The 22,983-nt window shown below is 73.0% G+C and carries 20 protein-coding genes and 1 pseudogene; 12 read left to right on the forward strand and 9 right to left on the reverse strand.

Features of this window, described 5'->3' with window-relative positions:
• Both GA0115242_RS29085 and GA0115242_RS29090 read left to right on the forward strand, forming a co-directional pair.
• A partial coding sequence (locus GA0115242_RS29085) for a DMT family transporter (RefSeq protein WP_093833681.1) occupies positions 1-979 on the forward strand: 979 nt, incomplete at its 5' end.
• Positions 980-984: 5 nt separating this feature from the next.
• A complete protein-coding gene (locus tag GA0115242_RS29090) occupies positions 985-1,605 on the forward strand; it encodes a TetR/AcrR family transcriptional regulator (RefSeq protein ID WP_093833683.1) in 621 nt (206 codons plus the stop codon).
• A gap of 9 nt (positions 1,606-1,614) precedes the next feature.
• Here the strand turns inward: GA0115242_RS29090 and GA0115242_RS29095 are convergent, their stop codons facing one another.
• The 3 genes from GA0115242_RS29095 to GA0115242_RS29105 all read right to left on the reverse strand — a co-directional run bounded on the left by GA0115242_RS29095 (position 1,615) and on the right by GA0115242_RS29105 (position 6,535).
• Positions 1,615-2,436, reverse strand: coding sequence for an alpha/beta fold hydrolase (locus tag GA0115242_RS29095; protein ID WP_256089788.1), 822 nt, complete (start codon positions 2,434-2,436; stop codon positions 1,615-1,617).
• 325 nt (positions 2,437-2,761) lie between these two features.
• Positions 2,762-4,321, reverse strand: coding sequence for a glycosyl hydrolase 53 family protein (locus GA0115242_RS29100; RefSeq protein WP_093833685.1), 1,560 nt, complete (start codon positions 4,319-4,321; stop codon positions 2,762-2,764).
• A 192-nt stretch (positions 4,322-4,513) separates the two neighbouring features.
• Positions 4,514-6,535 carry a beta-galactosidase gene (locus GA0115242_RS29105; RefSeq protein WP_093833687.1) on the reverse strand — a complete coding sequence of 674 codons (2,022 nt, stop codon included), beginning with the start codon at positions 6,533-6,535 and terminating at the stop codon, positions 4,514-4,516.
• Between the two features lie 183 nt (positions 6,536-6,718).
• Between GA0115242_RS29105 and GA0115242_RS29110 the strand changes: the two are divergent.
• From GA0115242_RS29110 to GA0115242_RS29135, 6 genes and pseudogenes are all read left to right on the forward strand, one after another.
• Positions 6,719-8,033, forward strand: a pseudogene (locus GA0115242_RS29110) (extracellular solute-binding protein).
• A complete protein-coding gene (locus tag GA0115242_RS29115) occupies positions 8,030-9,004 on the forward strand; it encodes a carbohydrate ABC transporter permease (protein ID WP_093833689.1) in 975 nt (324 codons plus the stop codon). The pseudogene GA0115242_RS29110 and the gene GA0115242_RS29115 overlap by 4 nt, the downstream one beginning before the upstream one ends.
• Positions 9,001-9,906: a carbohydrate ABC transporter permease gene (locus GA0115242_RS29120; protein ID WP_093833691.1), complete on the forward strand. Its 906-nt coding sequence runs from the start codon at positions 9,001-9,003 to the stop codon at positions 9,904-9,906. The genes GA0115242_RS29115 and GA0115242_RS29120 overlap by 4 nt, the downstream gene beginning before the upstream one ends.
• Entirely contained in the window at positions 9,903-10,934 is a 1,032-nt protein-coding gene (locus GA0115242_RS29125; protein WP_093833693.1) for a LacI family DNA-binding transcriptional regulator, read from the forward strand. Before GA0115242_RS29120 ends, GA0115242_RS29125 begins: the two co-directional genes overlap by 4 nt.
• Positions 10,935-11,058: 124 nt before the next feature.
• The gene (locus GA0115242_RS29130) at positions 11,059-11,409 is read left to right on the forward strand and encodes a VOC family protein (RefSeq protein ID WP_093833695.1); all 351 of its coding nucleotides are present in this window, start codon (positions 11,059-11,061) and stop codon (positions 11,407-11,409) included.
• Between the two features lie 86 nt (positions 11,410-11,495).
• Positions 11,496-11,936 (forward strand): MarR family winged helix-turn-helix transcriptional regulator, encoded by a 441-nt coding sequence (locus GA0115242_RS29135; RefSeq protein ID WP_093833697.1) that lies wholly within the window; start codon positions 11,496-11,498, stop codon positions 11,934-11,936.
• Between the two features lie 24 nt (positions 11,937-11,960).
• Here the strand turns inward: GA0115242_RS29135 and GA0115242_RS29140 are convergent, their stop codons facing one another.
• Positions 11,961-12,584, reverse strand: a complete 624-nt coding sequence (locus tag GA0115242_RS29140) for a TetR/AcrR family transcriptional regulator (protein WP_093833699.1) — start codon at positions 12,582-12,584, stop codon at positions 11,961-11,963.
• Positions 12,585-12,719: 135 nt separating this feature from the next.
• Between GA0115242_RS29140 and GA0115242_RS29145 the strand changes: the two genes are divergently transcribed.
• Both GA0115242_RS29145 and GA0115242_RS29150 read left to right on the forward strand, forming a co-directional pair.
• Positions 12,720-13,637 carry an oxidoreductase gene (locus tag GA0115242_RS29145; RefSeq protein WP_093833701.1) on the forward strand — a complete coding sequence of 306 codons (918 nt, stop codon included), beginning with the start codon at positions 12,720-12,722 and terminating at the stop codon, positions 13,635-13,637.
• A 171-nt stretch (positions 13,638-13,808) separates the two neighbouring features.
• Positions 13,809-15,560 (forward strand): APC family permease, encoded by a 1,752-nt coding sequence (locus GA0115242_RS29150; RefSeq protein WP_093833703.1) that lies wholly within the window; start codon positions 13,809-13,811, stop codon positions 15,558-15,560.
• Here the strand turns inward: GA0115242_RS29150 and GA0115242_RS29155 are convergent.
• From GA0115242_RS29155 to GA0115242_RS29165, 4 genes are all read right to left on the reverse strand, one after another.
• On the reverse strand, positions 15,557-17,347 hold the full coding sequence (locus tag GA0115242_RS29155) for a hypothetical protein (RefSeq protein WP_093833705.1): 1,791 nt from the start codon (positions 17,345-17,347) through the stop codon (positions 15,557-15,559). The genes GA0115242_RS29150 and GA0115242_RS29155 overlap by 4 nt on opposite strands.
• Positions 17,344-18,378, reverse strand: a complete 1,035-nt coding sequence (locus GA0115242_RS29160) for a caspase family protein (RefSeq protein WP_093833707.1) — start codon at positions 18,376-18,378, stop codon at positions 17,344-17,346. The genes GA0115242_RS29155 and GA0115242_RS29160 overlap by 4 nt, the downstream gene beginning before the upstream one ends.
• A 1-nt stretch (position 18,379) precedes the next feature.
• The gene (locus GA0115242_RS40060) at positions 18,380-18,721 is read right to left on the reverse strand and encodes a hypothetical protein (RefSeq protein WP_107461513.1); all 342 of its coding nucleotides are present in this window, start codon (positions 18,719-18,721) and stop codon (positions 18,380-18,382) included.
• Between the two features lie 346 nt (positions 18,722-19,067).
• Entirely contained in the window at positions 19,068-19,457 is a 390-nt protein-coding gene (locus GA0115242_RS29165) for an SseB family protein (RefSeq protein WP_093833709.1), read from the reverse strand.
• A 608-nt stretch (positions 19,458-20,065) separates the two neighbouring features.
• On the opposite strand from GA0115242_RS29165, the gene GA0115242_RS29170 reads away from it, so the two are divergent.
• Positions 20,066-20,488 carry a hypothetical protein gene (locus GA0115242_RS29170; RefSeq protein WP_141721788.1) on the forward strand — a complete coding sequence of 141 codons (423 nt, stop codon included), beginning with the start codon at positions 20,066-20,068 and terminating at the stop codon, positions 20,486-20,488.
• A gap of 169 nt (positions 20,489-20,657) precedes the next feature.
• Here the strand turns inward: GA0115242_RS29170 and gndA are convergent, their stop codons facing one another.
• The gene (gene gndA, locus GA0115242_RS29175; RefSeq protein WP_093833713.1) at positions 20,658-22,097 is read right to left on the reverse strand and encodes an NADP-dependent phosphogluconate dehydrogenase; all 1,440 of its coding nucleotides are present in this window, start codon (positions 22,095-22,097) and stop codon (positions 20,658-20,660) included.
• Between the two features lie 202 nt (positions 22,098-22,299).
• On the opposite strand from gndA, the gene GA0115242_RS29180 reads away from it, so the two are divergent.
• On the forward strand, positions 22,300-22,965 hold the full coding sequence (locus GA0115242_RS29180) for an SDR family NAD(P)-dependent oxidoreductase (RefSeq protein WP_093833715.1): 666 nt from the start codon (positions 22,300-22,302) through the stop codon (positions 22,963-22,965).
• Positions 22,966-22,983: the final 18 nt, after the last annotated feature.

The raw sequence follows: 22,983 nt of genomic DNA on the forward strand, positions 1-22,983 counted from the left end.
GCCGTTGCTCGGGGCCGTCGGGGGCGGCGCCGCGCTGGCCCTGGAGTCGGTGGTCAACGGCAGGCTCGGCGAGCACGCCGGGTCCGTCGCCGCGGCCGTCTGGTCCAACACGCTCAGCCTGCTCGTCGCGGCGGCCGCGGCGCTGTTCCTGCCGGGGACCGGGGCCGCGTTCTCGGCCCTGCGCGCGGGCCTGCGCTCGCGGTCGCTGCGGGCGTGGCACTGCCTGGGCGGGGTCGCGGGCGGCAGCATGGTGCTGACCCAGGCGCTGACCGCCGCGGCCCTCGGACCCGCCGCGTACACGCTGGCGCTGGTCGCGGGCCAGACCCTGTGCGCGGTGGCGGTGGACCACCTCGGGCTCGGTCCCGGCGGACGGCGTCCGGCCACGCCCCGGCGGCTGGCGGGTGGGCTGCTCGCGGTCTGCGCGGTGGCCTTCCCGGTGCTGGCCGCGCCCGACGCGGGCCGGGCGCTGGCCCTCGCCGTGCTGCCGTTCCTCGCGGGCTGCGCGCTGTCCTGGCAGATGGCGGTGAACGGGAGGGTGGACGAGGCCAGCGGGCGGCACCCCTACCCGGCGGTGCTGCTGAGCTTCGCCGCGGGCACCGCTCTGACGGTCGCCGCGCTGGCGGTGCTGGCGCTCACCGCCGGGCTGCCGCGGCCGGGGGCGGGCCCGGCGTGGCACTTCACCGGGGGCCTGCTGGGCTGCGTGGTGGTGCTGACGGCCGTGCTGACCGTGCGCAGGATCGGGGTGCTGGCGGCCGGGCTCGGGATGATCAGCGGTCAGGTGCTCGGTTCGCTGCTGCTCGGCCCGCTGCTCGGGCGACCGCCCGCGCACCAGGGTGTCGTCGCGTTCGGGGCGGTGCTGCTGATCGGCGCGTCCGCGCTGGCCGCGCCGTCCGGTGCGGGGGCGCGGCCGGATTCCGCGGTGCCCGGGGCGGTCGCCGGTGCGAGACGGGGCGGGGCCGGGGAGGGCGGGGGGATCTGACACCGATGCCGCGACAGGAACGCGCCGTCCGGTCCCGTGAGGCCATCGTGCGGGCCGCCGCGCGGGTCGTCGACCGGCACGGTCTGCGGGCGGCGACGCTCGCCAAGGTGAGCGCGGCGGCGGGGCTCTCCACGGGCGCGGTGTACTTCCACTTCGCCGACAAGGACGCGCTGGCGTCGGCCCTTGAGCAGGAGGCTGCGCGGGCGCTTGACGGGCTGGCCGCGGTGCGGGTCCCGGGGGCCGGGCAGGCGCTGGCGGCGCTGGTGGCGACGACGCGGGAGCTGGCCAGGCTGCTGAGCGAGGACGTGGTGGTGCGGGCGGGGTTCCAGGTGAGCTGCGACCGCGCCGACGGCGGGGTCCCGCTGCTGCGCGCCAGGCTCGCGGCGCTGCTGCTGGGGCTCCTGGAGGACGCCCGGCGGGACCGGAGTCTGCCGCCGGGCGTGGTGGCCGAGGACGTGGTGGCGACCGTCCTCGCGCTGACGGTCGGGGTGCAGATCCTGTCCCGTCAGCCGGGTGCGGCCCGGGAGGTGGCCCAGGCGGTGGAGCACTTCTGGCGGGCCGCGCTGCCCGGTCTCACGGACGCCGGGCGCCGCGCGGAGCCCCCGGTGGGCGGCCCGCAGGAGTGAGCGCCGGGGTCAGGAGGCGGGTGCCGGGTGGCGGACGGCGGCGGCGATGTGGTCGGCGAGGGCGCGCGGGTCCTGGGCGTGGGCGAGGTGGCCCTGGCCGGGCATCACGACCGTCCGGGCCCGGGGCAGGGCGGTGGTGAAGGCGGTGAACGCGTCGCCGTAGGGCGCGCTCCCCTCGTTGTCGCCGCCGAGCAGCAGGGTCAGCGGCGGCAGGTCGGTGGCGGCGAGGGCCGCGAGGTCGGCGGGGTGGTCGTCCAGGGCGGTGAGTTCGCGGGCGAGGGGGGCGGCCAGCGGGCGCAGCACGTCCCAGACGGGGGTGGCGCGCAGGTCGGCGACGTACCGCGCGGAGAACCCGGACACGTCCCGGTTGACGATCTCCACGGCGCGGTCGAGGTCACCGGCCGCGTCGGCCTCCCGCAGGGCGGGCAGCGCGGCGCGGCCGAAGGGGCGCACGACGGGTTCGTAGAGGGTCAGGGAGCGGACGGCGCCGGTGCGGCGGGCGGTGGCCTCCAGGGCGACGAGGCCGCCGAAGCTCCAGCCGAAGAGGTCGAGACCCTGGTGCGGGCCCTCGGCGGCGGTGATCTCGTCGAGGACCCGGGTCAGGTCGTCGATCTCGGTGCGCACGGAGTAGTCGGCGCCGAGCGGGCCGCTGGGCCGTCGTCCGCGCCGGTTGAGGACGTACACGGGTCCGGGGACGTCCAGCGCGTCTACGACGGGCTGCCAGCCCGAGGCGTCGGCCATCACCCCGGGGACGAGGAGCAGCGGCCTGCCCGATCCGGCGCGTCGGGTGAGGGTCAGCGGGACTCCGTCGCGTTCCACGCGTGTCAGCACGGTGCGGCTCCTCCTGGAGGTACGTAGGTGGCGTGCACAACGACCGGCACGTGGCGGGTGTTACGGCGTGTTCCGGCCGGTCAGGGACGCGGGGGGGGCGGGCCGGGTGCGGGGGGCTGACGGGGGCGGAGGCCGGGCCGGATGCACGGGGCCGACGGGGGCGGAGGCCGGGCCGGATGCACGGGGCTGTCTGGGGTGGGATGCGCGGGGCGGACGGGTCGGCGGCCCGGCAGGGTCCGGGGAGGGCTGCCGGGGTCGGGCCGGGGCGGGTGTGGAAGGGCCCGGCCGCTCCCCCGCGGCCGGGCCCCGTGCTGCGGTGCGTGCGTCAGCGGTGGCTGAACCACGCCATGGAGGCGAGGGCCCGGTCGTCGAAGCCGAACAGGGCCTGGTTCTCCCAGCCGTTGCCGGAGGACGGGTCGGCCGGGTCCCAGCCGTTGCCGGTGACGGCGGTCCAGGTCGCCTCCCAGTAGAAGACGCCGAGCCCGCGGCCGCCCGGGACGGCCTCGACGAGACCGGCGACGGCGTTCATCCACGCGAGCTGGCCCGCCGGGGTGGCCGGGTAGCCGGTGACCAGCTCGCCGGTGGTGTCGATCTGGTTGGGGAGCGCGTCGTCGCTGTCGAGGCGGAACGGGTAGGCCGTCTCGGCGACGAAGACGGGCTTGCCGTAGCGCGCGGCGGTGTCGTCCAGGGTGGCCTGGGCGGCGGCCAGCGAGCCGTGCCAGTAGCCGTAGTAGGACAGGCCGATGAGGTCGTAGCCGATGCCGTACGTCCTGGCGTTGTCGAACCACCAGCGGACGGTGCCGCCGTCACCGGCGTTCGCGAGGTGCAGCGCGACCTGGGTGCCGGAGGAGACCGCCTTGGCCGCGCTGTAGCCGGAGTTGAGGAGCCCGGCGAGCTGGGACCAGTTGTCGGTGGAGCCCTCGGACCAGAGCATGCCGCCGTTGATCTCGTTGCCGATCTGGACCATGTCGGCCGTGGTGCCCTGTGCCTTGAGGGCGTTGAGGACGTCGTGGGTGTGGTTGTAGACGTCGGTCTTGAGCTGGCTGTAGGAGTGGGCGGCCCAGGCGGCGGGCTTGGTCTGCTTGCCGGGGTCGGCCCAGGTGTCCGAGTAGTGGAAGTCGACGAGGAGCTTCATGCCGGACGCCTTGGCGCGCTTGGCGACGGCCAGCACGTGCGCCTTGTCGTTGTAGCCGTCGGCCGGGTCGACCCAGACCTTGAGGCGCGCGTAGTTCATGCCGGCGTTGCGCAGGATGGTGACGGCGTCGCCGGTGGCGCCCGAACTCGTCCTGTAGACACCGCCCTTGGCCTCGCTCTTGGCCAGCGAGGAGATGTCGGCGCCCTTGACGGCCAGGCCGGTGGAGCCGGACGTGAGGGTCAGGTCGTCGACGTTGATCCAGTTGCCCGCGTTGGCGTCGGAGGTGACGCTGATCGTGCACTGGTTGCCCGTGACGGCGACCGAGGTGACGATCCGCACCCAACTGCTGCTGGAGACGGGCAGATCGGTGCGCTGTTCGGCGCTGCCGCAGTTCTTCAGGGCGAGGTGGGCGGCGTTCTGTCCGCCGCCGGAGCGGACCCAGGCGGTGAGGGTGTAGGTGCCGTTGGCGAGGCCTGAGAGGTACTGGTAGGTCTCGACCTTGTAGGCGGTGGCGGAGTAGTGGGTGAGGCGGTAACTCCCGCTGTGGCCACCGGACTCGGTGTAGGAGGCGCCGGTGTCGCCGTACTCGGACCAGCCCGCCGGGACGGCAGCGCCGGTGGCGTCGGACTCGAAGCCGCCGTTGGTGAGGGTGCTCGCCGCGGTGGCGGTCGGGGCGGGCAGGGCGGTGAGGGCGAGTCCGGCCAGGAGCGGCAGGAGCAGGGCCCTGAGCGTGCGTCTGGGATGGAACATCGTCGTCCGTCGTCCCTTCGACGTGGTGGCGGGGGGACGGCCCGGCCCGCGGTCCGCGCCCGCCCGCGGATCGCTCCGTCCGGGTGACGCGGCCCGCTGCGGGGCCCTCCCCTCTCGGGGTCCCTCCCGGGGAGCGGAGGGCGGTGCCCCTCCGCCCGCGGAGCGCGGCCCGCGCGGGCGGAGGGAGTCGGCTCAGCCGTCGAGTCGCACGACGCGGACGGCCCCGGCGGGGACCGCGAGGCGGCCCGCGGCCCGTTCACCGGTGAGCAGTTCGGTGCCGGTGCCCTCCAGCGGCACCTTGGCGTCGGCGGCGGTGTGGTTGACGGCGAACAGGAAGGTGCCCGACTCCCCGCTGCGGCGCACCACTTCGACGTCCCGGGGGAGGTCGGCGCGCGGAGCGATGCGGGCGTCCTGCCCGGCGAGCGCGAGCACCGCGTCGAGGCCCTCGGCGCCGAGGCGGGTGGAGACGTACCAGGCGGTGCCCTCGCCGAGGGCGTGCCGGGTGACGGCGGGGAGGCCCGCGGTGAGGCCGTCGGCGTAGCGCCAGACCGTCTCGGCGCCGCGCGGCACCACGAACTCGGTCCACACGTCGGCGTCGAGGGTGGCGCCGTCGGGTCCGTCGAGCCGCACCGTGTCACCGGCGAGGAGCGGGGAGAACTCCTCGACGGTCAGGCCCAGTACGTCCCGCAGGGCGCCGGGGTAGGGGCCCTCGTGGACGGCGTCGTGCTCGTCGACGATGCCGGAGAAGCAGGAGACGACGAGGGTGCCGCCGCCCTCCACGTAGGCGCGCAGGTTCGCGCCCGCGGCCTCGGTCGTCAGATAGAGCGCGGGCACGACGACCAGCGGGTAGCGGGAGAGGTCGGCCTCCGGGTGGGCGAAGTCGACGGTGAGGTGGCGGTCGTAGAGGGCCGCGTAGAAGGCGTCGGCGCGTTCGCGGGCGTCGTGGTCCTCGCTGGGGCGCCACTGGAGGGTCTGCGCCCACCAGGAGTGCCAGTCCCACAGGACGGCCGCGTCGGCCTCGGTGCGGGTGCCCTTGACGGCCGTCAACGCCTCGACGGAGGCGCCGAGTTCGACGACCTCGCGCCAGACGCGGGTGTCGGTGCCGCCGTGCGGGAGCATCGCCGAGTGGAACTTCTCGGCGCCGCGCCGGGACTGGCGCCACTGGAAGAACATGGCACCCTCGGAGCCGCGGGCGACGTGGGCGAGGGAGTTGCGGGCCATCTGGCCGGGGGCCTTGGCGGGGTTGCGGGGCTGCCAGTTGACGCCCGAGGTGGAGTGTTCGAGGAGCAGCCAGGGGGCGCCGCCCGCCACCGAGCGGGTGAGGTCGGCGGCCATCGCGAGGTTGACGTGGGTGCGGCGGCCGTCGGTGATCAGGTAGTGGTCGTTGGTGACGAGGTCGACCTCGCGGCCCCAGGCCCAGTAGTCGACGGAGTCGCACTGGCTGAGGGCGGTCATGAAGTTGGTCGTCACCGGGATCCCGGGGGCGAGGCGGTGCAGGATGTCGCGTTCGGCGGTGAAGTTCTCGCGCATGGTGGCGTCGGCGAACCGCTTGTAGTCGAGGTTCTGGCCGGGGTTGCCGACGGTCGGGGCGGTCCTGGGCGGGGTGATCTGCTCCAGGTCGGCGTAGCGCTGGCCCCAGAAGGCGGTGCCCCAGGCGGCGTTGACGGCGTCGACGGTGCCGTACCTGGCGGTCAGCCAGCGCCGGAAGTGGGCGGCGCAGGAGTCGCAGTAGCAGGCCGAGACGGGGACGCCGTACTCGTTGTGGACGTGCCAGAGGGCGAGCGCCGGGTGGGAGCCGTAGCGTTCGGCGAGCCGGGTGGTGATGTCCGCGGCGGCGGCCCGGTAGTCGGCGTTGCTGTGGCAGATGGCGCCGCGGGAGCCGAAGGCGTAGCGGACGCCGTCGGCGCCGACGGGCAGCGCGTCGGGGTGGTCGCGGTAGAACCAGGCGGGCGGGACGACGGTCGGGGTGCCGAGGTCGACCCGGACGCCGTGCTCGTGGAGCAGGTCGAGGAGCCGGTCGAGCCAGCCGAAGTCGTGTTCTCCCGGGGCGGGTTCGAGCAGTGCCCAGGAGAAGATCCCGACGCTCACCATCGTGACGCCGGCCTCGCGCATCAGCCGGACGTCCTCCGCCCAGACGGATTCCGGCCACTGCTCCGGGTTGTAGTCCCCACCGAAGGCGAGCCTGGTGAGGCCCTTGGGGGTGGTCTCCGGCATGGATCTCTCCCGAGTTATCGATCATTTGGGAACGTGCACACACATCATCGGCGGTGCGAGCCCAACATAACCGCACAGCAACAACCATTGACAAGTGTCCGGGATGTTTCTCTACTGTGAACGCTCACAGAAGCATGGCAGGGCCCCGCAGCAGGCGGTGGCCCCAGGTCAGGGGAGAAATCCATGCCCATCACGAAGCACAGTCGCCTCGTGGCCACCACCCTCGCGGTCGCCCTCGGCTCCACCGCTCTCGCCGCCTGCGGCTCGGACGACGACAAGGCCGGGTCGGGGCCGGTTTCGCTGACGTACTGGACCTGGACGCCCGGCATGGACAAGGTCGTGGACCTGTGGAACAAGGGCCCCGGCAAGAAGGAGCAGATCACCGTCACGGTGAAGAAGCAGGCGTCGGGCGACACCCTGATCACCAAGATCCTCACCGCGCACAAGGCGAAGAAGGCCCCCGACCTGGTGCAGGCCGAGTACCAGGCGCTGCCGACCCTGGTCAGCAACGACGCGCTCGCCGACATATCCGGTGACGTCGGCGACGCCGAGAAGAAGTTCGCCGCCGGTGTCTGGCAGCAGACCACGCTCGGCACGGACGCCGTCTACGCGGTGCCCCAGGACATCGGGCCGATGATGTTCTACTACCGCGAGGACCTCTTCGAGAAGTACGGGCTCAAGGTCCCCACCACCTGGGAGCAGTTCGCCGAGACGGCCCGCGCCCTGAAGAAGAAGGCACCGGACACCGACCTCACCACCTTCTCCGCCAACGACTCGGGACTCTTCGCGGGCCTCGCCCAGCAGGCGGGCGCCAAGTGGTGGACGACCTCCGGGGAGACCTGGAAGGTCGCCATCGACGACGCCGCCACCCGGAAGGTCGCCACGTTCTGGGGCGACCTGGTCGAGGAGGGGGCGATCGACAACCAGCCGATGTACACCCCGGCCTGGAACAAGGCGCTCGACACGGGCAAGCAGATCGCCTGGGTCAGCGCGGTCTGGGCGCCGGGCACGCTGACCACGGCCGCGCCCGACACCAAGGGCAAGTGGGCCATGGCCCCGCTCCCCCCAGTGGTCCGGCTCCGAGAACGTGACGGGCAGCTGGGGCGGCTCCTCCACGGCCGTCACCACGGACTCCGCCCACCGGTCGGCCGCCGCGAAGTTCGCCACCTGGCTGAACACCGACGGCACGGCGCTCAACGCCCTGGCCAAGGAGGGCGGCATCTACCCCGCGTCGTCCGCCGCCCAGCTCTCCGGCGCCTTCACCACCCCGCCGGAGTACTTCGCGAACCAGCCCGACTTCTACACGGAGGCGGCCGGGATCGCGAAGACCACGGCGCCCTCCGCCTGGGGCCCCAACGTGAACGTCGCCTACACCGCGTTCAAGGACGCCTTCGGCGCCGCGGCCAAGAACAGGTCGGACTTCGCCGCCGCCCTGCGCACCGTGCAGGACGCCACGGTCGCCGACATGAAGAAGCAGGGCTTCGGAGTCTCCGAGTGACCAGCCCCCGCCGCAGGCCGTACGGGGCCGGGAAGGCCCCGTACGCCCGTCCGTCCCGCGGCGGCGCCCCCGGACGGACCCGGAGCGCCCCCTACCTCTTCCTGCTGCCCGCCGCGCTCCTCTTCGCCCTCTTCTTCGCGCTGCCCATCGGGTACGCGGTCTGGCTCAGCCTCCACAAGGTGCACGTCTCCGGGCTCGGCCTCGGCTCCGGGGCCCGCGCCGAGGTCTGGGCCGGTCTGGAGAACTACCGGGACACCCTCACCGACAGCGAGGTGGCCCAGGGCGCGCTGCGGGTGCTGGGCTACGGCTGCATCGTCGTCCCCGTGATGCTCGGCCTGGCGCTGCTGTTCGCGCTGATGCTCGACTCGGAGAGGGTCCGCTTCACCCCCTTCACCCGGCTCGCGATCTTCCTGCCGTACGCCGTCCCCGGCGTGGTGGCGGCGCTGCTGTGGGGATTCCTGTACCTGCCGGACGTGAGCCCGTTCTCCTACGTGCTGGAGCGGCTCGGCCTGCCGCAGCCCGACCTGCTCGACGGAGGGCCGCTCTACCTGGCCCTGTCGAACATCGCGGTCTGGGGCGGCACCGGCTTCAACATGATCGTCATCTACACCGCGCTCCAGGCCGTCCCGGCCGAGGTGTACGAGGCGGCCCGGCTCGACGGCGCGACACCGCTCCAGATCGCGCTGCGGATCAAGATCCCGATGGTGGCGCCCTCGCTGGTGCTCACCTTCTTCTTCTCCATCATCGCCACGCTCCAGGTCTTCAACGAGCCGACCACCCTCAGACCGCTCACCAACTCCGTCTCCACGACGTGGAGTCCGCTGATGAAGGTGTACCAGGACGCCTTCGGCAACGGTGACATCCACCGGGCCGCGGCCGAGGCGACGATCATCGCGCTGGTCACGCTCGTCCTGTCGTTCGGCTTCCTGCGAGCCGCGAACCGCCGCACCAAGCAGGAGGCAGCCCGATGAGCGCCACAGCCGTCCGCAAGGCCGCACCGGCCGCGGGCACCACCCCCGGCACCGCCCAGGGCCCGCCGCGCGGCCGCCGGATCGCGCTGGTCCCGACGGTCGCGCTGCTGCTCGGCGCCGTCTACACGCTGCTGCCCGTGGCCTGGGTGGTGATCGCGTCCACCAAGTCGGGCAGCGAGCTGTTCTCCACCTTCACGTTCCTGCCCGGCTCGGGCTTCGCCGACAACGTCAGGGACCTCGACGCCTACCGCGACGGCGTGTACTGGACGTGGATGGGCAACTCGGCGCTCTACGCCGGTCTCGGCGCGCTGCTGTCGACGGTGGTCTCCGCGGTCAGCGGCTACGCGCTGGCGACCTACCGCTTCCGGGGCCGCGAGACGATGTTCAACGTGCTGCTCGCCGGGGTCCTGATGCCGCCGATCATCCTCGCCGTCCCGCAGTACCTGCTGCTGGCCAAGGCCGACCTCACCGACTCCTACCTGTCGGTGCTGCTCCCGCAGATCCTCTCCCCGTACGGCGTCTACCTCTCCCGGATCTACGCGGCGGCCGCCGTGCCGACCGACGTGGTGGAGGCCGGACGGATGGACGGCGCGGGCGAGTGGCGGATCTTCACCCGGGTCGCGCTGCCGATGATGGTGCCGGGCCTGGTGACGGTCTTCCTGTTCCAGTTCGTCGCCGTCTGGAACAACTTCCTGCTGCCGTACATCATGCTCAGCGACGACGAGCGGTTCCCGATCACCCTCGGTCTGTACACGCTCCTCGAACAGGGCGCCAACTCCCCCGCCCTGTACACGCTGGTGATCACCGGCGCCTTCCTCGCGGTGATCCCGCTGATCGCGCTCTTCCTGGTCGTCCAGCGGTTCTGGTCGCTCGATCTGCTCTCCGGAGCCGTAAAGTCATGACCATGAGCAACACGGGGGGCCGACGCAGACCGCCGACGATCCATGACGTGGCCCGCGAGGCGGGGGTCTCGCGGGGCACCGTCTCACGGGTGCTCAACGGCGGTCACTACGTCAGCCCGGCGGCCCAGGAAGCGGTCAACTCCGCGATCCGCAGGACGGGTTACGTCGTCAACCGGCACGCCCGCTCGCTGATCACCGGGCGTTCCGACTCGGTCGGCTTCCTGCTGACCGAACCCCAGGAGCGGTTCTTCGAGGACCCCAACTTCAATGTCCTGCTGCGGGGTTGCACCCAGGCGCTGGCCGCCCACGACATCCCGCTGCTGATGATGCTCGCCGGGACCGAGGACGAACGGCGGCGCCTCATCCGGTACATCACCGCCGGGCACGTGGACGGGGTGCTGCTGGTCTCCAACCACTCCGGCGACCCGGTCGCCGAGGAGCTGCGCGCGGCGGGCGTCCCGCTGGTCGCGTGCGGCAAGCCGATCGGGCTCGGCTCCAAGGTGAGCTACGTGGCGGCCGACGACCGCGACGGCGCCCGGGACATGGTGCGCCACCTGCTCTCCCTCGGCCGCCGCCGGATCGGCGTGGTCACCGGGCCGCTGGACACCCCGGGCGGGGTGGAGCGGCTGGCCGGGTACCGGGAGGTGCTGGCCGAGGCGGGCGTCGAGGGCGACGAACGGCTCGTGGCCTCCGGCGACTACAGCCGGGCCAGCGGTGAGGCGGGCGCCGAGCTGCTGCTGTCCAGGGCCCCGGACATGGACGCGGTGTTCGTGGCGTCCGACCTGATGGCGCAGGGCGTGCTGCTGGCGCTGGAGCGCGCCGGGCGCCGGGTCCCCGACGACATCGCCGTCGGCGGGTTCGACGACTCCCCGGCCGCCGTCTCCGCCCGCCCCGAACTCACCACGATCCGCCAGCCCTGGGACCGGATCAGCGCCGAGATGGTCCGCGTCCTGCTGGCCCAGATCGGCGGCGAGGACCCGGCCGCGGTGATCCTGCCGACGGAGCTGGTGCGGCGCGACTCGACGTGAGGGGCGGACCGCGGCCGGTGGCCCTCGGCAAGCCGGTCAGGATCGGAGAAGCGCCGGCCGCCGCCGCGTTCTAGCGTGAGGGCATCGGCGAGATCCGCCGGTGCCGCAGCACGAGGAGCCCGTCATGACCGCAGGCGTGAAGACGATCATCTACCCCGTCAAGGACATCGAGCGGGCGAAGGCGCTGTTCACGGCGCTGCTGCAGACCGAGCCCTACGCGGACGAGCCGTACTACGTCGGCTTCAAGGACGCCGGGCAGGACGTCGGTCTCGACCCGAGCGGGCCCGCGAAGGGGCTGACCGGCCCGGTGCCGTACTGGCACGTCGAGGACATCAGGGCACGGCTCGCCGCGCTCCTCGCGGCCGGTGCCGAGGTGCAGCAGGACGTCCAGGACGTCGGCAACGGCCGGCTGATCGCCGCCGTCCGGGACGCGGAGGGCAACGTGATCGGGCTGCTCCAGGACCCGCCCGCCTGATCCCGGCCCCGGGCCGGTGCCCGGCGGCACCCACCGGCACTAGTTGCACACTCAACGAACGGTCGTCCCGGTGTTACCGTGCAGGTATGGCAGCGAACACGGTCGGGACGACCGATCCCCGGCTGGAGGAGAGATGGCGGGGCATCCTCTCGGTCCACGCCCGCGCGATGTGCGAGATCGACCGCGCCCTGCACCCGCACGGCCTGGGCGCGAGCGACTTCGAGGTGCTCGACCTGCTGGTGACCGAGGCCGCCGACACCGGTGAGGGCGGCGGCCAGTGCCGGGTGCAGAACCTGGTCGGGCGGGTGCACCTCAGCCAGAGCGCGCTCTCCCGGCTGATCGGCCGGCTGGAGAAGGACGGCCTGGTGGAGCGCTCGGTCTGCGCGGAGGACCGGCGCGGGGTCTGGGTCGCGCTCACCGACCGGGGCCGGGAACTGCACACCCTGACCCTGCCGCTCCAACGCGCCGCCCTGGCGGCCGTGTTGGGGGCGACCCCGGCGCCGGACGACACCGACCGCGAGAGCTGACGGCGCCGCCCGCCGCCGGGCCTCTCAGGGCGCCGCGGGACCGGGCGCCGACCCGCGCAGGATGAACGCGAGGACCACGTCGAGCCCCTCGTCGAGGCCCCCGTCCAGGACGCCCGGCGGCAGCATGCCGCTGACCGCGAGGTCGGCGTACCCGTGCAGGGCCGCGAAGACCGGCAGCGCGACCTCCGTCACCGGGCCCTCGCGCACCTCGCCCCGCCGCTGGCCGTACTCGATGAGCGCGACGGCGTGGTCCGACCAGCGGAAGGCCACCGCGAGCAGCCCCTGGGACGCCTCCGGGTCGTGCTTGACGGAGTACATCAGGTCGAGCAACTCGGCGTTGTCCGCGGCGAATCGGACGTAGGCGCGCACCAACGCCCGCAGCCGCTCGGCGAACGGGTCGCCGACGCCCTTCTGCGACGCCTCGGCGGTCGCCGCGAGCCGCTCGAACCCGTCCAGCGCGAGCGCGTCCAACAGCGCCTGCTTGTCCTTGAAGTGGCGGCTGGGCGCGGCGTGGCTGACCCCGAGGTCGCGGGCGAGTTCCCGCAGCGACAGGGCGGCGGGCCCCCTCTCGCGGAGCGTCTCCTCGGCGCGGGCCAGCAGGGCGGCACGGAGGTCTCCGTGGTGGTAGCGGCGTGCGGGGGTCTGCATGCGGGCCAGTGTATCGACCATGTGTCTGACGCCTACATTGCTGATCACGCTCCCATTGTTGACAGCGTCATCATTGTTGACGCCGCAATCATTGTTGTCATTGACAGCATTGTTGGCGCCGCCTACATTTGAGGCATGACCAAGCGACCCAGCACCTGGAACGTGACCGACATCCCCGATCAGACCGGCCGCACCGCCGTGGTCACCGGCGCCAACAGCGGCCTCGGCATCGCCACGGTGGAGGCCCTCGCGGGAGCGGGCGCCCACGTGGTGCTCGCCGTCCGGGACACCGCGCGCGGCGAAGCCGCCGCCTCCCGGGTCACCGGAAGCACCGAGGTGCGCCGCCTCGACCTGGCCGACCTCTCCTCCGTGCGGGAGTTCGCGGCGGGCTGGCGGGGCGACCTCGACCTGCTCGTCAACAACGCCGGCGTCATGAACATCCCCCAGTCGGCGACCAGGGACGGCTTCGAGACCCAGTTCGGCACCAACCACCTGGGCCACTTCGCCCTGACGAACCTGCTGCTGCCGCATGTCACCGAGCGGGTGGTGACGGTGTCGTCCGGCGCCCACCGGATGCCGGGCACGCCGTACATCCACTTCGACAACCTCGACCTCGGCGGTGAGTACGCGCCGATGAAGGCCTACAGCCAGTCCAAGCTCGCCAACCTGCTGTTCACCCTCGAACTCCAGCGCAGACTCACGGCCGCGGGCTCCCGCGTGCGGGCGACGGCCGCGCACCCGGGGTGGGCCGCGACCAACCTGCAGAGCCACGACGGCAGCACGCTGCGCCGCGCGGCGATGCGGGTCGGCAACCGCCTGGTGGCCCAGGACCACCGCGCGGGCGCGCTGCCCACGCTGTACGCGGCCGTCGCCGATCTGCCCGGCGCGAGCTACGTCGGCCCCGACGGCATGGGCGAGATGCGCGGGGGCCCGACGCTGGTCGGCCGCTCGGCGGCGGCGAGCGACCCGGTGACCGCCCGGCGCCTGTGGACGGTCTCCGAGGAACTGACCGGCGTCACCTTCCCGACCCTCGCGGGACTGGCGGGCGTGTGACGGGAGGGCCGGGACACTTCCCGGAGGCGGGCACCCCGGCTGGATGGTGAGTTCTGAACCGGTTCCGGGCGTCTTGTATATCTCTACACACTCGGCCGCCGCCACAGTAACGTGTCGTCACAGTACGTGAGATGAAGCTGTCACGGTACGGGGGATGTGTGGTGAGCGTGCGTGCGACGTACTCGGGGAAAAGGTCCGGCGCTTCCGGCAGCGGGCCGCGAGGGGGACGACGAGAGACGCCGTCTGTCCACCTTTCATCTGACGGGCCTCGCCCTGGGCGGGATAATCGGCTCGGGCTGGGTCGCCGGTGCTTACAGCGCCTACGGCACGGTCGGCTCCGACGCCTGGTTGACCTGGGGCATCGGCGGGCTGGTGATGCTCCTGGTGGCCTCCGTCATGGTCGAGTTGGGCACCGCGGTACCCAAGACGGGCGGCCTGATCTTCCTCCCGCTGCAGAGCAGCGGCGCGTTGGTGGCCACGGTCGCCGCGGGCGGGATCTGGCTGGTCTACGCGATCAATCTCTCCAGCGAAGCCTTCGCCATGACGCGTGCCCTGACCGTGAAGTCCCTTCGTCTGGTCGTCGCCGGACCCGGTCCCGACCCGCGCCACACGGACACTGAACTGCTGCGCTACGGCTGGCTGGTCACCCTGCTTTTCATGATCGTGATCACCGCCGTCAATCTGATCGACCCGAAGGTCTTCTTCGCGGTCAATTCCTGGCTGACCGTCCTGAAGGTCGGCATCCTCGTGCTGTTCGTGGTCGTGTTCTGGACGATGGCGACGGGCTCCCAGTCGGCCCACGCCTGCTTCCAGAAAACCCCGGATCTGAAAGGACAGCCGTACGAGGAGATCATGAAAGCCGTCGTCAGCAGCAGCGCGATCTATGCCTACGTCGGATTCCAGGGGCCTCTGGACTTCGCGGGCAACGTCCGCCGACGCGGCATCGGCGAGGCGGCCCGGCTGCGCATCGCGGTCTACGGCGCCTTCGCGGGCTCGGCGCTCCTCTACATCGCCCTGCAGTTCGTCTACAACCACGACCACCTCCAGTGGAGTCCGAACGAAGCGTCCTCGCCGTACGTGACGCTCGCCGGACCGACGTGGCTCGGGTGGCTGCTCCAGGCCAACGCCCTGATCTCGCCGATGGCCGCGGGACTCGTCTTCACCCACGCCCTCACCCGCGAGGTCGCCGCCCTCAGCCGCGCCCACCTCACCCACCGCGGCCTGCAGTCCGCCCGTATGTCCTCCCTCGGCCGGCGTCATGACGTCTACTGGCTGGTGCTGGGCGTCAACCTCTGTGTCGCGATCGTCGCGCTGATCGCGGTGCGCGGGAGCCTGCTCAGTCTGATCGCCGTGAGCAGTGTCCTCACCCTCGTCGTGTACGCCATCCCCAGTGTGGTCCTGGCCGCGCTGCTCCCCCGGCTGCGGGACAAGGGGTACGGCGAGCGCCGCGCCGCGGTCTACGGGGTGCTGGCCCGGCTGAGCTTCGTCCTGCTCACCATCGTCGCGTACATGGTGGGCTGGGACCAGCTCTGGCAGGGCATGGCCGCTCTCGCCGCCGGATGCGCGCTGCTGTTCGGCCTGCCCTGTCTGGCCCGCGTCCGGCCGGCCTTCGGCCGGATGTACGACGCCAAGGTGACAGTCACGCAACTGCGGCACTGGCGCACGCTGCCCGCCGCGCAGGCGGCACTGTGGCTCACCGCGCATCTGGTGGCGCTGACCCTTTTCTCGCTGCTGGGCAAGACCTCCCGCCCCGCGCTCGACCCCTGGACGGCCGGTTGCCTGCTGGCGGTCACCTCGTGGTGCGCGTTCGAGGGCATGGTCCGGGTCTCCCGGCGCCACATGGCGCAGGCACCGCCCATCCTGCCCGCCCCGGGCGCCGTCGAGCCCGCCGCCGGACCCCGCGCCCGCGCGCACGCCCGCTAGCGGAAGGAGCGGATCACCGCGTCGCCCTCCGCCGGGTGGCCCTGCTCGTGGAGGAGAGCCGTCGCGGCTTCCCGGCGCACCGGGTCCGACCACCGGCCCACGGTGGCGCGCAGGAGGAACACCCGGTCCTGTCGCAGCAGGGCGTGCTGCCGGTACACGCCGTCCTGGCGCCCGGCGGCCCCGGGTGACGGCTCGTCCCCGGCCCAGCGCCCCACCAGGGTGGCCACCACGCGCACCACGTCGTCGGGCCCCACCAGGGACTCGTTCTCCAGATAGCGCTCCAGCAGGTCCCACCCGTCCCGGGGCAGTCCGGCCTCGTAGAGGCCCACCCCGATCCTGCCGATGGTGCCGCCCGCGCGCCCGGCGTGCTCGCCGCTCGCCGGTCCGCGCGCGCGGACCGCGTCGGAGGGGTCGGCCAGTTCCTTGCAGGCCAGATGGACGGCGTCGGCCTGGTCCGCGGCGCGCAACTCGCGGACGTAGTCGACGAACAGCACGGGGTCCGCGCCCTCGTCGAGCAGACGGCGGGCCAGGTCCCGGGCGATGCGCTGTGCCGCCCGGTTGCGGTCCCTGGGCCGCTCCACCTTGGTCAGCAGGGTCGCGAGCTCCACTCCGGAGCGGCCGCGGGTGTGGGTGGCGGCGGCGATCCTGAGCAGCCGCTTGCACTCGGCGTCGGAGCGGCGGTTGGTGAGCGCGGTGTGCAGGGCCTCGATCTGCGCGAGCGTCCGCGGGGAGCCGCGTCCGGGGTCCGATGCCTCGTCCCCGGAGGGCGGGCCTTGCAACATGATGTCGGCGAGCAGGTCGTTGGTGGTCTTGCCGAGCTTGGTGGAGGCGTGCCAGACCTTGATCAGCTCGGCCAGGTCGTCGAAGTCGTCGCGGGCGGCGGCGTGACGGCGGATCTCGACCGCCTTGTCGTGGTGCGACCAGTCGATCAGATGGCCGCAGATCTCGGCGACGGCGTAGTAGTCGAGCCGGGTGCCCACGTGCTCGACCAGACTCGTGTACGGGGCCGAGATCGCGGTGATCAGACGCGCGGCCAGCTCCCGGGTCGCCCGTACCCGGTCCGGCTCCCGCAGCTGGGTGTCCAGCCACTCCTCCAGAATGCGCTCCGTGGGGCTGAGGTGCTGCAACGCGCCCGCCAGGTCGTCGAACTCCCCCGGGGACCGTCCCTCCCGCCGCTCCGTCCGTTCGCCGGCGATGGCCACCAGCGTGCGGTGCAGCAGGTCGGTGGCCTCCTCGGCGCACCCTTCGTCGCGCAGCGCGATGTAGATGAGCGCCTTGTCCAGGTGGCTGCGGCCGGACTCCTGCGCGGTGAACGCCTCCACCGTGCGCCCCGTCAGGTCGGTCCGCCCGGCGCGGCTGCACTGCCGGATGAAGAGGGCGACGTCGACGACGGTGCGCTGGCAGGCGATGTCGTGGACCACCCGGTCGGTGAGACGGTGTCCGGTGGCCCCGCTCGGGTCCCGCTCCTTGTCCCACTGCCGCAGCACGATGTCCGCCGACTCCAGGATGTCGCGGCGCAGCGCCGCGACGGCCACGACGGTCACCGCGTCACGGTAGTCGAGCCGGTGGGCGAACTCGATCAGCTCGTCCACGTCGCGCCTCATCGCGAAAGCGTGCAGGGCGCGCATCGCGGCGGCCGGGTTCGGCCGGGCGCCCGGCCCGGACACCACGACCCGCCGCATGGCGTCCACCCGGCCGAGGAGGGTGTCGACCGTGCAGGTGACCACCCAGTCGAAGCCGAAGTCCCAGGGCTGTTCCTGCGGATGGCTCGGCGGGCGCCCCGTCATACCCGCAGTGCCTTCTCCGCCTGGCTCCAGTAGCGGGCGAAGGCGTCGGGCGCGGTGAACAGGTCGTTGGCGCGGGCGTTGATGTGGCGGGCGAGGTTGCGGCTGGCCTCGTCCCGCCGGGAGGTCAGCAGCGCCACCACGGCACCGGTGGCGTACTCGTCGCGGAGCAACTCGTGCAGCCGGGAGTCCCGGTCGAGCAGCAGGGCGCGCGCCCAGTCGTCGGGGGCCTCCAGCAGCGGCGGGGCCTTCACCCGGCGGCTGGCCTCCATGTGGTTGGTGAACAGCGCGGTGCCCTCGCGCGCGTCGTTCAGGGCCATCCGCGGCGCCTGGTGATCGCCGCCCTCGCACCTCTCCATCTCGGTCTGCACCGCTTCGCGCAGCAGGCCGATGGTGAGCCGGTGGTCGTAGTCCCGGGTGCCCCGGCGCAGCACGTTCAGCAGATGCCCGCTGAACGGCGTGCACCTGGCCAGTTCACCGGGCAGCGCCGCGCAGCCCTCGGCCCAGGCGTAGCTCTGCTCGTTGCGGACGGCCGTGAAGACGCAGGTGCCCTCGTCGCGGGTGCCGAGCACGCCGGGCAGGTCCGGTTCGTCGCCCCCCAGTTGCGGCAGCATGTTGGAGTAGCAGCAGTCCGCGATCAGCACCTTCAGCCGGGCCCGTGAGCGGCGCAGCGCGCGGTACACGTACCAACTGGACAGCCAGGTCCAGGGCCTCGCCCGGTGGGAGGAGCCGACCGCGAAGTGCACCTGGCCGCCGGGCAGATCGCTCCAGTACTGGCCGTGCCCCACGTAGACGACCATCAGGGTGTCCTCGGGGCCGACCGCGGCGGCGACCTCCTCCAGCGCGGACATCACCCCCTCGGCGGTGCGGACCTCGTCCTCACCGAGCACCCGGCAGCTTCCGGGCCCCCACATGGCGTCCGCCGCCAGCACCTCGCCGTACTGCTGGGCGCTGATGCCGATCGAGGGGTGGCTCTCGACACCGGAGTCGGCGGCGTACCGATCGGGTCCGACCACGACTGCCCGGAAGGCCATCTCAGGCGGTCCGTCCGGGCGGGTCGGGCTCGTCGTCCGCCGGGTCCGCGGGCAGGGGCTCCGTCGTCAGGGTGGCCTCGCCCGGGTCCAGTCGGCGGGCCTGATGCCGTGCGACGATCTTCCTGGCCGCGTCCACCGCGTAGGTCACGGCCATCTCGGAGAGCTTGCCGGTCACGGCCACCAGGATGATCTCGCTGACCCCGCCCGACAGGACCCGGCCGTCCGACCCGCTCTCGCCCTCCTGCCAGGACAGGCCCGTCGTCCGGTCCAACTCGGCCCGCAGCTCATGTAGTTCGTCGAGACCGGCCGGTCCCGCGACCGAGACCCTGATCCTCGTCCCCATGCACCCACGCCCCCGGGTATGGTCAGCAGCTTCCACCCCCCTCAGACTACCGACCGCCGCAACCCCGGCTCGGGTTGACGGGACGGCCGGGTGCGCTGCCCGGTCCGGACAAGGGTCCGGGCCACTCACCCGGCGTGCGGTGGTGGCCCGGTCCGCTCCGGCGTGACGGGTCCAGGGCGTGTCTGACCATGCGCGTCGTTGCCCGGAGGGCGGCCTCGCGGGGTCAGGTGCGTGCTCTCGGCGTGCCGGGCGCAGTCCCTCGTACTGGGCGTACTCGGGACTGCGCCCGGTGCGGCGGGAGTGCGTGCATGGCGCCGCGAGGCAGACGGGAATGGTCAGACACGCCCTAGGTGCGGGCCAGCAGGGTGCGGACGCCCTCCGAGGTGAGGGTCAGCGGGTGCTCGGAACCCGGGTCGATGCTCAGCGACAGGTCCTCGGCCGGCCACTGCGAGGCGAGGGCGCCGAGCGGGACCAGCCGGTAGCGGGAGACCGAGGGGAGGACCCCGGCCAGCTCACCCTCCGAGGTGAAGACGGGCACGATGGGGTCGCCGCCGGGCTGCTCCAGGACGGGCAGCGCCACCACGGCCGGGTCGGCGGTGGCCTCGGGGTTGGCGTCGTCGGGGACGGGCACCAGGACGTCGCTCTGCGCGAGGGTGTCGAGGGCCGCGGTGTTCTCGGTGTCCACGGCCAGCGCGTCCAGTGCCTGCCGGGCGGGCGAGTCGGTGTTCTCGTTCATGGGTGTCTCCTTGCCGGACCGGCCGGACCGGCGGTCGGGACGCCCTGGAGCCCTCCTGGCCCAAGGCACGGTTCAGCGACGCGTACCCGATCCGGACGCGGGCATTCCTCCGCCCGCGAGGCCGCGCCGACGCCGAGGAGTGACGGCGCGAACACCTTGTGTCACGGTTCGCCAATCCGGCGTCGGGGCCGCCGTGTTGGGCCCTCGGCTCGGTCAAGTGGGCCGACTCCGGTGGCGGTGGCCCGGGGATCCGGCGCGATGCCCCTTCTTCCCGGCCGAGTTCACGGTCGTCTCCGCGCGCTCGGCGCCGGGCGGCACCGGGGTGACGCGACTCGGTCGCGGGGATCAGGGAGCCGGGTGCCAGGCGCCGTCCGAAGGGCCCTCCGGACGACTCCCCGCGAAGCTCCGCAGGGGGCGGGAGCCCGTCGCGCGGACGGGATGCCGAGGCGTCACTCGAACAGGCGCCAAGCAGGTCGGCCCGGACGGCCGGATTTTCCGTGATCACGGCTCTGACCTGCGGCGAAACCTCTTGACAGGCGGAGTCGTCCGACCCGGGCTACCTTCGGAAGCGGCAAGGATTTCGTCCTCCTGTTCGAGAGGTACGTCCCATGAGAGCAGTCGTCAAGACCCGTCGAATCCGCATGACCGCGATCGGCGCCGCCTGCGCGGCGGCCCTGCTGGCCGGTGGCGCGTCCGCCACCGTCGCGAGCGCCGCCGACCACCCCGCGGCCCCGGCGAGCCCCAGCGCGATGACGCCACACAAGGCGAAGATCACCGTGAAGTCGGACAAACACGCGGTGAAGGCCCGGGAGACCGTCCGGCTGACCGGCTCGACCACCGGCCTCAAGAACGGCGAGAAGCTGACGGTGCAGCACTACAAGAACGGCAAGTGGACGACGCTCCACTCGTCCACCACCGTCAGGAAGCACATGTACAGCACCGACGTGAAGCTGACCGAGAAGGGCACCTGGAAGCTGCGCGTGGTGCACGGTGACACGCACTCGGCGACCACCACGGTCAAGGTCAGCTGACCGTTGTCGGCGGGCCCTGCCCGGCGCGCGCCCCGGACCCCCGGGGAGCGCGCCGGACCGCGGCGTCCGGCGCCCGGCGGGGTCGGCGGTTCCGCCCACCCCGCCGGAATCACGTCCCGGCGCCGTCCGTCCCTCGACAGCCGTGCCGGACAACGGTCATGACGATCCGTCAGGCCTCGGTCTCGACGCGGTCGGGGGTGGCCCAGTGGGTGTGGAAGTCGCCGGGCCGGTCGGTGCGCCGGTAGCCGTGCGCCCCGAAGTAGTCGCGCTGGCCCTGGAGAAGGGCGGCGGGCAGCCGTCCCGCGCGCAGGGTGTCGTAGTGGGCGAGCGCGGCGGAGAACGCGGGCACCGGGACACCGCGCCGGGCGGCCGAGGCCACGACCTCCCGCCACGGCACCTGCGCGTCACCGATCTCGGCGGCGAAACCGGGCTCGGCGAGCAGGCTGACCAGGTCAGGGTCGGCGGTGTGGGCGGCGCGGATCCGGTCGAGGAACGACGCGCGGATGATGCAGCCGCCCCGCCAGATCCGGGCCACCTCCGCCAGGTCGATCTTCCACCCGTACTCGGCCGCCGCGTCCCGGATCATCTTCCAGCCCTGGTCGTAGGCGATGACCTTGGAGGCGTAGAGGGCGTGCTCCACCCGCGAGGCGAACCGCGCGGCCTCGGTACGGCTGAGCGCGGGCGTGACACCGCCGGGCAACCCGGCGCAGGCGGACCGCAGTTCGGCCTGTCCCGACGCGGCGCGGGCGAAGGTGGCCTGCGCGATGGCGGTCACCGGGGACCCCAGGTCGAGGGCGGTCTGCACGGTCCAGCGCCCGGTGCCCTTCTGCCCGGCCGCGTCCGCGACGACGTCCACGAAGGGTTCCCCGGTGGCGTGGTCGGTGTGGTCGAGGACCTCCGCCGTGATCTCCACCAGGTAGGAGCCGAGCCGCCCCTCGTTCCAGCGCCGGAAGACCTCGGCGATCTCCGCCGGGGTGTGTCCGGCCACCTGCCGGAGCAGGTCGTACGCCTCGGCGATCAGCTGCATGTCGGCGTACTCGATGCCGTTGTGGACCATCTTGACGAAGTGCCCGGCGCCGTCCGCCCCGATGTGCGCGGCGCAGGGCTCGCCGTCCACCTTCGCGCTGATCGCCTCGAACATCGGGCCGAGGACCGCGTACGACTCCGCCGAGCCGCCCGGCATGACGGACGGCCCGTGCAGGGCGCCCTCCTCGCCGCCGGAGACGCCCACGCCGACGAAGTGCAGGCCGAGGTCGCGCAGGGCGGCCTCGCGGCGCCGGGTGTCGGCGAAGTGGGCGTTGCCGCCGTCGATGATCATGTCGCCGGGTTCCAGGAGGGCGGCGAACTCCTCGATCACGGCGTCGGTCGCGGGGCCCGCCTGCACCATCAGCAGCAGCTTGCGCGGGCGTTCCAGCGCGGCCACGAGTTCCTCGGCCGTCCGTGCCGCCACGAAGTCGCCCTCGTGCCCGAACGCGTCGATCAGTGCGCGCGTGCGGGCCTCGCCGCGGTTGTGGACGGCGACGGTGTAGCCGTTGCGGGCGAAGTTCCTGGCGAGGTTGCGGCCCATCACGCCGAGGCCGGTCACGCCGATGGCTGCGCTTGCGTTCATGCTGTTCGTCCCTTGGATCGGTCCGGTCGCGGTGGGGGCGGACGGCCCCTGTCCGCAGGTACGGGCCGACGGGCGGATCTGCTCGATCCCCCGCGCACTTCGGCTCACCCGCAGGGGGGAATCCGCTCCGTTCGGGGCACGTACGACGGCGGCCGGCCCGTTCCCCTGACGAGCCATCGCACCGGACCGCACGGGAGGCACCATGACCACCATCGCCATCGTCGGAGCCGGTCCCGGTCTGGGCGCCGCCGTCGCGCGGCGGTTCGGGCGCGAGGGGTTCGGCGTCGCGCTCGTCGCCCGGGACCGGCGACGGCTGGAGGGGCTGGCGGCGGAGCTGGGCGCGGCGGGCGTCACGGCCGGGGCCTTCCCGGCCGACGTGCGCGACCCGGCGTCGCTGACGGCCGCGCTGGCGGCGGCGGCCGAGGCGCTGGGCACCGTGGAGGTCCTCCAGTACAGCCCACTCCCCCGGCGCGACTTCATGCGGCCCGTCCTGGAGACGACGGCGGAGGACCTCACCGGGCCGGTCGAGCTCTCCGTGTACGGCCCCGTCACCGCGGTCCGGCAGGTGCTGCCGGGCATGCGCGCGCTGGGCCGCGGCACCCTGCTGTTCGTCAACGGCGCCACCGCGGTGGTCCCGGAGCCCGAGCGGGCGGGCACCTCGATCGCGTTCGCCGCCGAGGGCGCCTACGCGCATCTGCTGCACGAGCGGCTGGCACCGGAGGGCGTCCACGTGGCGCAGCTGATCATCCCCGGGGCGATCGTCGCGGGCCATCCCCGCAAGGACCCGGCGGTCCTCGCGGAGGTGCTGTGGGAGCTGCACCGGGGGCGGGAGGGGTTCCGGTGCTTCGCCGACGACCTGGACTCCTGACCGCGGCGACCGGCGGGC

This window comes from Streptomyces sp. SolWspMP-5a-2 (genome assembly GCF_900091845.1).
Classification (GTDB): Bacteria; Actinomycetota; Actinomycetes; order Streptomycetales; family Streptomycetaceae; genus Streptomyces; species Streptomyces doudnae.